Origin of the sequence: Piscibacillus salipiscarius (assembly GCF_042685285.1) — a bacterium.
GTDB classification, from domain to species: Bacteria; Bacillota; Bacilli; order Bacillales; family Alkalibacillaceae; genus Piscibacillus; species Piscibacillus salipiscarius.
Genome location: NZ_JBHUMZ010000019.1, coordinates 148,116 through 161,212 on the forward strand (window position 1 = coordinate 148,116; position 13,097 = coordinate 161,212).

At 36.6% G+C, this 13,097-nt stretch carries 12 protein-coding genes; all 12 read right to left on the reverse strand.

The features are described from left to right. Nucleotides 1–2 precede the first annotated feature (2 nt). Nucleotides 3–1,325 (reverse strand): hypothetical protein, encoded by a 1,323-nt coding sequence (locus tag ACFSW4_RS07730; protein ID WP_377328499.1) that lies wholly within the window; start codon nt 1,323–1,325, stop codon nt 3–5. Nucleotides 1,326–1,327: 2 nt separating this feature from the next. Further along, the gene (locus ACFSW4_RS07735) at nt 1,328–2,047 is read right to left on the reverse strand and encodes a hypothetical protein (protein ID WP_054752496.1); all 720 of its coding nucleotides are present in this window, start codon (nt 2,045–2,047) and stop codon (nt 1,328–1,330) included. Nucleotides 2,048–2,093: 46 nt separating this feature from the next. Beyond that, nucleotides 2,094–3,428, reverse strand: coding sequence for a VWA domain-containing protein (locus tag ACFSW4_RS07740; RefSeq protein ID WP_377328501.1), 1,335 nt, complete (start codon nt 3,426–3,428; stop codon nt 2,094–2,096). 53 nt (nt 3,429–3,481) lie between these two features. Continuing rightward, nucleotides 3,482–4,309 (reverse strand): hypothetical protein, encoded by an 828-nt coding sequence (locus ACFSW4_RS07745; RefSeq protein ID WP_377328503.1) that lies wholly within the window; start codon nt 4,307–4,309, stop codon nt 3,482–3,484. Between the two features lie 44 nt (nt 4,310–4,353). After that, nucleotides 4,354–5,451 carry a hypothetical protein gene (locus tag ACFSW4_RS07750; protein WP_377328505.1) on the reverse strand — a complete coding sequence of 366 codons (1,098 nt, stop codon included), beginning with the start codon at nt 5,449–5,451 and terminating at the stop codon, nt 4,354–4,356. 83 nt (nt 5,452–5,534) lie between these two features. Further along, entirely contained in the window at nt 5,535–6,953 is a 1,419-nt protein-coding gene (locus tag ACFSW4_RS07755; RefSeq protein ID WP_377328507.1) for a VWA domain-containing protein, read from the reverse strand. Nucleotides 6,954–6,976: 23 nt separating this feature from the next. Next, on the reverse strand, nt 6,977–8,410 hold the full coding sequence (locus ACFSW4_RS07760) for a VWA domain-containing protein (RefSeq protein WP_377328509.1): 1,434 nt from the start codon (nt 8,408–8,410) through the stop codon (nt 6,977–6,979). A gap of 59 nt (nt 8,411–8,469) precedes the next feature. Further along, nucleotides 8,470–8,688 carry a Flp family type IVb pilin gene (locus ACFSW4_RS07765; protein ID WP_054752514.1) on the reverse strand — a complete coding sequence of 73 codons (219 nt, stop codon included), beginning with the start codon at nt 8,686–8,688 and terminating at the stop codon, nt 8,470–8,472. 22 nt (nt 8,689–8,710) lie between these two features. Continuing rightward, the gene (locus ACFSW4_RS07770; protein ID WP_377328511.1) at nt 8,711–9,646 is read right to left on the reverse strand and encodes a type II secretion system F family protein; all 936 of its coding nucleotides are present in this window, start codon (nt 9,644–9,646) and stop codon (nt 8,711–8,713) included. A gap of 3 nt (nt 9,647–9,649) precedes the next feature. Continuing rightward, nucleotides 9,650–10,579, reverse strand: a complete 930-nt coding sequence (locus ACFSW4_RS07775; protein ID WP_279401393.1) for a type II secretion system F family protein — start codon at nt 10,577–10,579, stop codon at nt 9,650–9,652. Continuing rightward, nucleotides 10,551–11,921 carry a CpaF family protein gene (locus ACFSW4_RS07780; RefSeq protein ID WP_054752516.1) on the reverse strand — a complete coding sequence of 457 codons (1,371 nt, stop codon included), beginning with the start codon at nt 11,919–11,921 and terminating at the stop codon, nt 10,551–10,553. The genes ACFSW4_RS07775 and ACFSW4_RS07780 overlap by 29 nt, the downstream gene beginning before the upstream one ends. 18 nt (nt 11,922–11,939) lie before the next feature. Further along, a complete protein-coding gene (locus ACFSW4_RS07785) occupies nt 11,940–13,073 on the reverse strand; it encodes an AAA family ATPase (RefSeq protein ID WP_054752518.1) in 1,134 nt (377 codons plus the stop codon). Nucleotides 13,074–13,097 lie beyond the last annotated feature (24 nt).

Below are 13,097 nucleotides of genomic sequence, written 5' to 3' on the forward strand. Positions count from 1 at the left end.
ATTTAAGAAAACCAACCTTTCACTTTACTGATGGCATTACTAGCCTTATCTTTAGCACCATTCCACATAGATTTTGCAGTTTCTTTAACGCTACCTTTCCAACGTCTCGCTATAGCTCCAGTTGCCTTTGATCCAAGCCACACTACGGCTCCAGTTGCTACCATTCCAGCACCTACTAACTGCCCTCCAGGAACTGCAGAGGCTATAACACCAGCATTCATCAAGGTACTACCTACACCTTCACCAACTTTAGCACCTGCAGCTGTGAGTTCAGATCCAGTAGCACCTGAACCACTTAAGTCGTTAAAATTGGCAATACTCCCTGCAGTATCCAATATTGAAAATCCTGTCCCCACTGCAGCCCCTGCAATATTCAATTTAGTTAGAGCACCAAAAGTAGGTGAGGAGGCGGTAATACTTGCAGCCGATCTCAGATCACCGATTCCACTAGTGGTTTGTGTAACATTTTGAATATCTCTAAATTTCTTTATTCCCTCTACACCTAATGCTACTTTTTCTCCAGTTTCATAAGCATCAAAGAATGCATGACCATCATACTTAAGTTTTAATCCGTTTATTAAAAGATTGGTACGAAATCCTGTAACTGAACTTAGGCCAAACTTCGAAGTTCCGCCAGCTTCTACTATGGCTTGATGTTTTAGAAAATCACCAGCAAGCTCGACTTGACCTAAGACCACATCTTTAGCTACATACTTTCCAACTTTATAACCATCACTCTGTAAAAAATCATTTAAGTTCCACGAGTCACCAGTTGTTAATTTACCTGTAGTTTCAATACCACTGAATGGAGCACCCGTTATTCCATTTAACACCCACGGATTACCTTGAGTCCCAGTTCCGTTAAACCCACTCTGTAACCATGGATTTCCGGTTGTTACAGAGCCATTAAATCCATTCTGCAACCATGGGCTTCCCGTTGTTCCGGAGCCATTAAAGCCATTCTGAGACCATGGATTAGCTAAGTATCCGTTTGCTGTCCAACCTTGTAAATGCCATGGCAGGGTTTGCCACTGGTTACCAGGATTGAAACTCTGCATGGGATTACTATTCCAGCCTTCACCTTGTGTTCCTTCACCATTCCAAGTTTCGCCTTCTGTCCCGTTGCCTTCCCATGGATCACCTTCCCACTGTAAGTTCGACCCATCCCAAGTCTTACCTTCCCATGGATCGCCTTCCCATGTATCTCCTGTCCACGGGTTACCAGACCAAGAGTCTACCGCAAAAGCAACAGGAGTAAATAATGGGTAAAACGCAATAATCGCAACGATTAAAGAAACAAAAACTCTCTTTAATTGTCTAAACACATCTACACCCCTATCTCACTTTTTTCACCGCTAACGTCAAAGGTCTCCAGTTGCTCACGCCATTTAATGATTAGCGATGTCATCCACATAATTAAAAATGGAAAAAACAATAGATTGATTGTCATCTGGGTGATCATCTGTGCTGCAAATGATGATGTTATATTAAATAATTGGTAAGTAACAAAAATACCAAATAATAACTCAACCATCCCTAAGAGAAACAGCATTAAGGATATTTTAAGAAAGCGCTTTTTACCAATACGAAAACCTTCCTTAAATGATTTCCAAGTAGACTTCTCATCAAAAATGCTTAAATAAGGCACCGGGAAGACTAATGCTAGTAAGATTAATCCCGGAAGTAAAAATAACATAAAGCCAATGGTCGTCAGAAATGCGGTGATGCAGGCAAATATGAAAACCGTGAACCCGTTCGCTAAAAAAATGAAGATTGAATTTCTTAAACTGTGGTCTTTACCCATATGTTCGTTGTAAACAAATCGTATATATGGAGTTTGCGCATATAAAAATAACAACAACGTCAAAAAACCATTATAGATATCTGCAACTGAATAAATTGAAAAGCTTGGTGTTATAGCATATATGTAGTTCGTTGCAAACGAGTGTATGAGAAGTAAAGGCAATGTTGTAGTGAGCATGAGTACTAATATTTGTTCAAACTTACCAGTATATAATTCCCATGTATTTTTTAAAGGGTGATCCATTTTAACCTCTCCAACTTTTCGCTAGACTTTTAGCTTAATAGACTTCCTACTGTTTGCTTTCTTCCATCAGTTCATCTAGACGATTTATCGTTTTTTCATATTCTTCTTCCATTAGGCTTTTAAGCTCTTCAAATTTATTATCATTAAACTCCGATAGTTTATTTGACCTATCATCTATAAGCTGTTTTAGCTCGTTCTCAGTTTCTTCATCAATTTGTTCAGTTTGAACCAAGAGTTGTATGGCGCGGTTATATAATCTACTTTCACGATTAACAAGGTCACGAAACTCTGAGGAAATATCATTTAGCTCATTGTTTTTATCGATTTTGTCCCAGTTAATGTCTGTTTTCTCTAATGCACTCCAAATATTATTACCCGCTTCACGAACGGCTTCATTTATATTTTTAAGGGCAGCATCGACTAAACCTTCACCGGATTTAACATTAGTGAATTCACCACCGCCCGCTTCAGCTACTGCCTTTAATTGTTGTTGGGCCTCATTCCCAACATCAAAGCCAATGATATTCACAGCTGTTGCAATTCCTGAATCATGTAAGTTCCTTGCGGCTTTGACAGGGTCTCCTCCACAGGTCTCTTCCCCATCACTTATGATATAGACTGTATTTTCCACATCATCATTAGAATTTTCTAATAAATCCTTTTCTGCAGCCTCTATGGATGCTGCTAAAGGAGTCCAACCAACAGGTTTAAACTTGGATAAAGCCTTATCAAATTTTTTACTGTCATAGTGATTTAATGGGTAAACAACTTCCGTACTAGAACATGACAGCTCTTGATCTGCATCTCTACTACTTCCCTTGTGTCCATATACTCTAAGCATTATTTGCGCGTCTTTAGGTAACTCGGAGACAAACTCTTTCAAAGCTTTTTTGGCAGATTGCATCTTAGTCTCACTACCAACATAAGCACCCATACTGCCACTTGCATCCATCAATAATGCTATATGTTTTCTTTTTTCTTCTGACTCTTCACTTTCTTCAGCGCTAGCCCCCTCAGGTGCTCCTTCAATCGAGAACGTCGGATCAAAGTTTTCATATTTATTTAATGGCGAACTGTAGTCGGCTGCTGTTAACTGTGTTAAGAAAGCGTATATCTCATCCGGTGTGGCTTCATCTGGGAGTTTTTCAACCTTCTGTTTTAACTCTGCTTCTTTAACCTCTTCCATTAAAAACAATTCTCCAGGTCCTTCTTTAATCATCCCTTCTGCATCAGTTGCTGCCACTGGTACATCAATAGATTCTCCTGCAACGTCTTCTTGATTTTCCTCATTTGAAGATGCATCATGCGATTCATTAGAACAACCAGTTATCAATATAAGTAAGATAATTGAAAAGCTTACCCAACTCTTAAACAAACTCATTGAACTCATCTCCCAAAGTTATGAACCATTTATATCTGGATACCTTAAACTTTTTACCATATTTGCGGATAACGTAATAAGTTTAAACTATCATTTACCCTTTGATTCAATCCCTCTCTATAATAAGTGTTCCATTTTTCATAAATAGTTTCATAAGTATCTACACTTGTTATGTTAATGTTCTTTGTAATTTTATTTATTGAATTATTCAATTCATCATAAATAACATCAGTAATCATACTTTTTAAAATTTTATTATCAAAACTTATTTCAGCTTCATCGAACACTTCTCGATGCTTATAAACAAAATCGAAATCTTTACTATTTTTAAAACGAGTATGCAACTGTTTGTATTGTATTAAGTTAAACAAAGGCAGATATTTAATGAGTATTTCAAGATCATTATTACTGAAAAAACCTTTATTATTTATTTCTTCTAGCAAACTATTAGCTTCTTTCCATCTTTCTTCGAATTCTTCCTGTAGTTGAAACATGTCATTTAAAACTTCATATGCATTTTGGAAAATTTCCCTTTGATTTGGATCCAATATATCTAGACTAAGAACCTTATTTAAATAGTTTTTTACGGTCGAGTGTGAGTTTAGCTCAACCTGTGTTCTTTCACTTAAATTTTTGATGTTGTTAACAGTCACTGCAAACATCATATGAGCAGTAAACACATTTTTAGCTTCATCTTTACTAGTATGTCCGTTTGGATTAATTAGCGCATAACCTTTAACATTTCCTATTAATATATTTTTGTATAAAACATAGTAAAATGTTTCTTCGCCATTACAGAATGCACACGGGTTAATTTTTATCTTCTCTAAACCTTTTTTATAATTCTTGCTTAATTTATTTACTCTGTTATACATATCCAATAGAAATCACCACAGTTATTCTAGTTTCACACGAATGTTTATATTTAAGAAAATAACCCTTTAACTTTACTAAAGGCTTTGGTAATTGAGCTCTTAGTAGAATCAACAACTTTTTTGCCAATACTTTTTGAGGTACTTAAGATATCACCTTTCCAATTGCGTGAAAATAATTGTACCCCTTTAGATATACCATAAATTCCCGTACCAATAGCAGCTATTCCAAGGCCTAACGCCTGGCCCCCAGGGATAGCCATCACTAAGGCTCCTGTACTAGCAATTGTTTCACCTACATTAGCACCTATCTCTGCTCCAGCAGTAGTTTTAACTGTGCTTTTTGCACCTTCACTTAATTGTAAAAATGCTTTTATACTCTCACCAGTTTTATAAGCAGACACAAAAGAATTCAACCCTGCTATACCAGCATTAAACTTAGATAGCGCCCCCATACTGGCCCAAGTCTTTTTAACGTTTTGAAAGTCCGCATTTTGTAATAAGTCCTTAGCAGATTGCTTCACTAATGAGCTGTATTTATTTAAACCTTTTCTATTTAATTCATCGGACATACTTACATCTGTACTATCTACAGCTAGTGCTTTAATTTCTTTTACAGAATTAAAAGCTTCATAACTATTAGATGCAGTATCATAAATGTTGACAGCTGTATTATTATCATCTAATAATAACTTGGAGCCATTAAGGGCAATATTATTAGCAAACCTTCCTAAACTAAGTTTGCCATCAGATAATCCAAATGGGTTATCTGATAAATTTATACTGCTGTATATTAGACCGTTTAATATAAAGTCTGCTGATTTAAAAGCACTACCTTCATAGAAAGCTATCGAGTAACCAGCCCTGCTGTTCCAATGGTTTAATTCACTATCACTAATACTTAAACTAGAAAAACTTCTAGTCATTAATTGATTCCCATATGGGTTCCAGGGAGAACTAGGCGGCACACCAAACTCTGTTCCATTGATTTTCGTATCAGTTTCTTCGCCTTCCCACTGAAGATTAGATCCATCCCAAGGTTTACCTTCCCATGGATTTCCTTCCCATGTATTACCAGACCATGGACTAACAGCGTGGAGAGCCGGAATTAATAATGGAGATAACGTTATATACAATTGATAAAATAACACTCTTTTTGAACCACTTTTTCATCTAACCACCCCGTAAATTTAATTTTCGGGGTATTTAACGCTATCTTTATAAGTGTTTGATATCACTCTTCTGATGTTTGGGATTTATATTTTTGTTCAACCATTTTTTTAGCTTCCTGTAACGATTTTTCACTGATTTCTTCCATATCTTTTTCAAGTTGGTTTCCTGTTTCTTCGATTTTTTCCATAACTGTACTAATTCTGTTTTTAAGTTCCTTGCTTTGTTCATAAGTTATGAATTCAATTTCCTCTAATACATCAGCAAAGCTATGCAAATTATTATCTACGCCTAATGTAGTGAAATACCAATCGTTACTTATACCAAGGATGTCAAAGTAATTATCGGTTTCCTGAACTTCTATGTCATACATAGCATCATCTTTCCATTGATTCCATGACTCTAACACCTTCTCAGCTCTATCGAACTCTTTTTGTAGTTCTTCCTCATTACTTGCAGAAGCGAAGATTCCACCAGAAACTTCGGCCATCATCTCGAGTTGTTTTTGTGCTTCGGCATCCGTTTGGAAACCAATGATGTTGATAATAGGCTGAGCATTAGACTTAGATAGTTCTTTTGCTACAGCTATAGGGTCTCCATCACATGTTTCGATCCCATCACTTACTACATAAATTAAATTGGTATTCTTTTTAGCATCAAATTGACTTAGTGCTTCTTGCGATTGTTTTAGAGCGTCCGCTAAAGGGGTCCATCCCATTGGTTTGAATTGATTTAAAGATTTTTTGAATTTATCTTCATTGTAAATATTAAATCCATATACCTGTTCAATCGCATTACATGACATTTCTTTATCACTATCTGCTCCTGTCCCTTTGTGCCCATAAACTCTAAGAGACACGTTGGCTTCTTCAGGAACTTCGGACAAGAATTCTTTAATAGATTTCTTAGCTACATCCATCCTAGTTCCATTACCAGCTGGATTCGCCATTGATCCACTCGAATCTAATATAACTTCAACATTATAATTCTCTTTAAAATGAAACTTAGTATCTGGTAAGTCAGGGTTACCAAAGGAAGCAAACTCCCACTTTTTTATTACATCCTCAGGATTTGGATAATCCTGAGCCACTAACCAGTACATTTTTCTTAAAAACCTCTCATATTCTTCATCAGTTGGGTTTTTACTCATCGGGCCAACGTCTTGCATAGCTTCTTTTATCTCTTGATCTAGATCATAAATACTATCTGCGTTTGCAAATCTACCTGGTGATTGACTAGCCAGCCCTTCCACATTCGTTGGAATTGGGTCAAGTTCTTCTAGTGTTATTTCAGGCTCTTCATCTTGACTTTCTTTAACATCCTCTGTCTCATTACTCTCTTCTTGGTCTTGATCAGAAGTAGTTACAGTTTCATTCTCAATTTCAGGGTCAGAATCTTCAGGATGAGGCTTGGTGCTATCACTGTTACTACAACCTGAAATGAATAACACTATTAATAGAACATACAATGGTTTAAGTTTCATCATTACTACCTCTTTATTAAAAACTAATCATCCTGTGTGGTTTGTTTATTATATTTCTCTTCAACAATTTTTCTTGCTTCTTCTAAATTTTTATCTCTTAACTCTTCGAGATCTTTTTCAAGTTGATCAACTGTAGAATCTATCTCACTTATTACAGTATCTATTCTGCTTTTCATTTCAGAAAGTTGATCAATTGTGAAAAAACCTAAATCTTGGGATACATTTACTACCGCTTTCATTTGATTACTTGTCGACATCGTTGTAAATGACCACTCATTATGAAGCCCCATAATGTCGAAGCTACTATTGACTCTTTTTGCCTCTAGATCTTGCATAGCATCATCTTTCCAGTCTTTCCATGCGTCTAATACTTCTTCTGCACGCTCGAACTCCTCTTGTAGTTCTTCTTCATTGCTTGCTGAAGCAAAAATACCGCCAGAAACTTCGGCCATCTTTTCGAGTTGTTTTTGTGCTTCGGCATCCGTTTGGAAACCAATGATATTGATAATCGGCTGAGCATTAGACTTAGATAACTCTTTTGCTACGGCTACAGGGTCCCCATCACACGTTTCGATTCCATCACTCACAACATAAATTAAATTCGTATTCTTTTTTGAGTCAAATTGACTCAAGGCTTCTTGCGACTGTTTCAAGGCATCCGCTAAAGGAGTCCATCCCATTGGTTTGAATTGATTTAAGGATTTTTGGAATTTGTCTTCATGGTAAGTATTAAACCCATATACCTGTTCAATCGCATTACACGACATCTCCTTGTCACTGTCTGCTCCTGTTCCTTTGTGCCCATAAACTCTAAGAGATACGTTTGCTTCTTCAGGAACTTCGGATAAAAATTCTTTAATAGATTTCTTAGCTACATCCATCCTAGTTCCATTACCTGCTGGGTTAGCCATGGATCCACTCGAATCTAAAATAATTTCAACATTATAATTCTCTTTAAAATGAAACTTAGAATCTGGTAAATCCGGACTTCCGAAAGATGCAAACTCCCACTTTTTAATAACATTCTCAGGGTTAGGATAATTTTCTTTTACTAGACTATAAATAAAACGCAAGTACTTCTCATATTCTTCATCAGTAGGGTTTTCACTCATTGGACCTAACTGATTCATTTCCTTCTTAAGTTCATCTTCTAAATCATATACACTTTTTGGGTCAGCAAACTTTCCGCTGGTTTGTTTAGCTAAACCTTCAACATCTGTTGGTATGGGTTTAAAGTCATTTAAAGTCAAGCCTTCTTCTGCTTCTGCTGCTTGTTTATCAGCTGCTTTTTCTTCTGTTTGATTCTCATCATTTTGGGGTTCGCTTTCACTGTTTTCAGTTTTCGTCTGGTCATTATCACTATCTGAATTTTTAGGAGTATCATCTTCTTTATTACAACCTGTAAATACTATTAAAATAATCAGAATTAATGTTAACCAACGCATTTTTTTTGTCATATTTTAAAAATCCCCTGTTCTAGTGCAAATTTAGTATCCAGTAAGCATATTGAATACTATTAATTTCCTGACCCTATTTTTTCAATTAAATTCCCAAACTTAGTTACCAAAGTATCACCAAATTTCCCCTCACTAAACGCTTGCGAAATCACTCCTACTAAAATCACAATTACTGCCGCAATACCAATCCACTCTAATGTCTGTGAACCTCTTTCATCCTGCTTAAAACCTTCCACCTTGTTCATCATTCTAGTGTACATACCTACTAAAAAGTTCATTTAAAATTCCTCCTTATATTTTTTAAAATAAATTAAATATGCTATTATCACCCATCAACATATTCATGATCATTAGCCCTGCAATGATCAGTATGGAAACGGGTGCTATTAAAAAAGTTGTCACTAAGGTTACTTTTGGCGATGCCTTAGCAGCAAGTTCTTTTACCTGTTCTTGCCTAATTTGTCTAAGGTCATCGGCTTGCACTTTGAAGGTTTGGGCTATCGGAATTCCTAGTTGCAAACCTTGAATTAACCCCTTAATTAAAGATTGGAATTCATCATTATCATTCCGTTTAAGTAATTCTCTGTAAGCTTTCTCTCTTGGAACACCTAAATCAATTTCTTGGTTGAACCTTGAGAATTCTTCTCTGATTGGCCCATCAAAGTGAAGGATGACTTCTCTTAATGCCTGGTCCAGACTCACACCAGCTTGCAAACTTGTGCTAATCGTATCCATAAAGTCTGGTAAGTCACGTCTAATCGCTTGCTGGCGTTTTTTTACTTCTCTTCTAATCAAAATAATTGGTAAAAAATAACCAAGCACTGGGTTAAACACCAACATATATTGAGAAAATGGTAGCCCTATTAGAACGGCAAGAACCCCTGAAATAAAACCGATTATTAATAGAAAAATCTTTAAACCTTGAAATCTAGCAACTGTCAGTTTTAAAGGGTTCCCTGATTTTCTGAGCCATTCTTCTACCATGAAATTTTCACTAAAGAAGTTAATGCGCTGTCCTAGATCAGAAAATTCATCTGCATACTTTGTCATGAATTGAAAGAGTTCAGCTCTTCTATTTTTCTTTTTCTCTCTTTTCTCGAACGGGTCTGTATCTGTTACATCCGATACATGATCTAGCACGTCTCGTTTATTATTCAGAAACGACCAATAATGCTTTAAAAAGAGCAATGTACAAAACCAAAACGCTATTATTGAGAGTATGATTAATGCATCCATAGGCTACACCTTTATATCCGTAATTTTTCGTATGAGAACAAACGATAGAACAATTGATCCAACGAATAGGAAGAGCATGACGAGTCCGAACCCCGACCAAAGTGGATCAATGAATCCCTCGATGACGTTGTTCATAACGAGTAACAAAAATACTGGAAGAGCTGGAACGATAAATGAAATATATTTTTGTTCAGATGTCATGGTTTTGATAATTTGGTTTAATACTTTGCGATCTTCGAATGTATTGGCCATTGTTTCAAGTGTGAGAGCGAGATTTCCGCCTGTTTTCTTCTGAATTAATAGAGTTGCTATAAAGAGATTAAAGTCTCGTGATTTATTTCTTTTCTGAACTTCTCTAAGTGCTCTGTCTAATGTGACTCCCATTTTGAGTTCATTAGAAATTCTTTTGAATTCTGCTCCTGCTGGTCCGCTTAATTCTCTTGCGACTATGTCGATTCCCTGGTTGACCGTTAAGCCTGACCTCGCTGCGTTACCGAGTAACCTACATACTTCACTCAGTTGCTCATTAAACCTTGCTTCGTAACTGTTTTTTCTAAAATAGAATAATAGATAGTTAGCAATAAATAAGAGTAATATTGGAAGAAGCAAGCTGACTTTAAGCGACATGCCAAATATAGAAGACATCATGACAAAGAGTGCCATGTAACCAACAATTAAGATTCCGAGATATTCAGAAGGTAAAAGTTTCAAATTCGCATTATGTAGTTTATCTTTGAGGGCTTGGGAGGACTCTCTTTCATCAAAGCGATCTCCCCATTTACTGATAAAACTTTTACGTTCTTCTTCTGGAAACCATTCTTTTACTTTCATATTCCATTCTTTCTTTTGAGACCTAAACCCTAGGAAATAGTAGCCAGCCATAAGCAAGGATAAAATAGCTAAGCTATAAAGTATAGACACTGCTATGTTCATCGCTATAAACCTCCCTCGTCTCAAAGAAAGATGGGCTGATTTCAATTCCATGAACTCTTAAATGTGGTAGACATTTAGGTATAATACCAGTTGGTGTAAATTGGCCAATAACGTTGCCTTCTTCATCCATACCAGTACGTTGGAATTTAAATATGTCTCTTACTTCGATTTTCCCACTAGCTGTTTTTTCAACTTCTGATATATTCATGATTTTACGTGTACCATCTGTTAACCTTTGAACTTGAACGATATAATCTAGAGCTCCCGTAATGTAATCTCGAATAACTCCTGTTGTTAAATCCATTCCTGCCATAATAACCATGCCTTCCACACGATTAATAGCATCAATTGGCGTATTAGCGTGAACGGTTGTGAGTGAACCTTCGTGACCTGTATTCATGGCTTGCAGCATATCAAATGCTTCAGGGCCACGGACCTCACCCACGATGATTCGGTCTGGTCTCATTCTTAGAGAGTTTTTAACCAATTGTCTAATGGTGATTTCGCCTTCACCTTCAACGTTTGGCGGGCGAGCTTCCATTCCAACTGCATTCGGCCTTTCTAACCTTAACTCTGCTGAATCCTCAATGGTAATGACACGTTCTTTTTTCGGGATGGATTTTGCTAAGGCATTGAGGAGTGTCGTCTTACCACTACCCGTTCCTCCAGAGATTAGGACGCTTAGTTTTGTTTTGGTTATGGCTTGCATGAATTTAGACATCTCATCAGTAAATGTCCCAAATTCCTGTAGATCATCCATTGTAAACGGAGTTTTACGGAATTTTCTTACTGACAATAGTGTTCCGCCTAAGCTAATGGGATTAATAACTGCATTCACACGACTACCATCTGGTAATCTAGCATCGACCATTGGTGAACTCTCATCAATACGTCTACCAAGTGGCGCTACGACCCGGTCAACAATGTGACGAACGTGATCTTCATCCTTAAAGGAGACATTTACTCGTTCAAGTTGACCCCGTCTTTCCACGTATACTTCATTAGGGGCATTGACTAGTATTTCTGTTATATCCTCATCTTTTAGTAAAGGTTCCAGTGGTCCAAAACCAACACTTTCATCAATTAACATTGAAAGCATTCGTTTTTTATCTTGCTTAGGGATGACTACTTTTTCTTCAGACATAAACTGGTTAACCAGTCGCTCAATTTTTAAACGTTTATCAGAATCACTTAAACTTGTAATTTGTTCAAGGTTCACCTCAGTTAGTAAACGAGATTTATAGTGTTCGACCAATTCTTCAATATAGCCGAAATTTGATCGGACGTTGGACTCCAGTTCGTTCTCTAACTTTTCTTTTGATTCCCTTTGAAAAAGCGACATACTTTCACCCCTTTCACACTATTTCAGCATAGAGTTAACCCATTTATGTATGTCTTTAGAAAATGGCGTTAACTTCTTTTCTTTAGGTTCTTTACGTAACGGTTCACCATGATTAATTTTGGCTTGAATGTTTTTATAATCTCTTCTAATTTCTGCTGCTACTGGGTAAGATACGAATCGTTCCAAGTCTTTCTTTGTTAACTCTGTATCCTTGCTTTTCATATTAATCACGACTTCCAGTTTTTCTTTAGTATTAATGCCTAGTCGTGTAAATAGGCTTTCCACACTCTTTAACACGCGCATTGATACGGTATTAACATCCATTACATAATAGATTCGATCCGATTCTTCCAATGCCATTAACGTCTTTTCATCCATCCAGTTTGGTAAATCGATAACGATGAAATCAAAATTTCGCTTACTTGCTCTAATTAGCCTTAAAACAAAATCTTCAGTAATTTTTTCTGCCATCTCAGCATCTTTAGGACTAATTAGAACATTTAATTCAGAATGTGATTCTCGTTCTGATACATTTCTGATGTGGTGTTCCCCTAGTTCATTAATAACTGGAAGTAAGTCGATGATGGTACGGTTACTTTCGATACCAAGATAAGTTTCAGCCCCGCCGTATTGAAGATTGAGGTCAATAAACAATACTTTACCAGTTGACTCAAGCTTTAGTGTTTGTGCGTAAGTTGCACTGATTAACGATTTGCCTGTTCCTCCAGAACCACTATAAAATGCAAAAACCTTCCCGCCACCTCGTTTAAAACCTTCTGACTCGTTTATAGATAAATCTCTTCTAGCATAATCTTGCGCTAGTTCTTCGAGCCTTTCCTTGAGAATGAGTTCTTCACCAGGTATCACATAAAAATCTGTGACACCTAGACGGTTTAAACTTCTAAGCAAATCAAAGTCTTCAACTCCATTGACGCAAACAACTGAGGCACTTGGAAACTCTGCTAATGCTGACTGAACTAAGTCAACTGTTGAATCATCTTGATTAGCGACTATGATAATTTGAGCATGGATCTTCTTAAAATCATTTATCGATACTTCTAATAGGTTAAAAGATTCACTGATTTGTTGACGCAGTGTATCTTTAAGTTCTGTATGATTTCCAATTACGTAGAGATCGTTAACTTTACTCATAAGGCTCCTCCAACGACTATTATT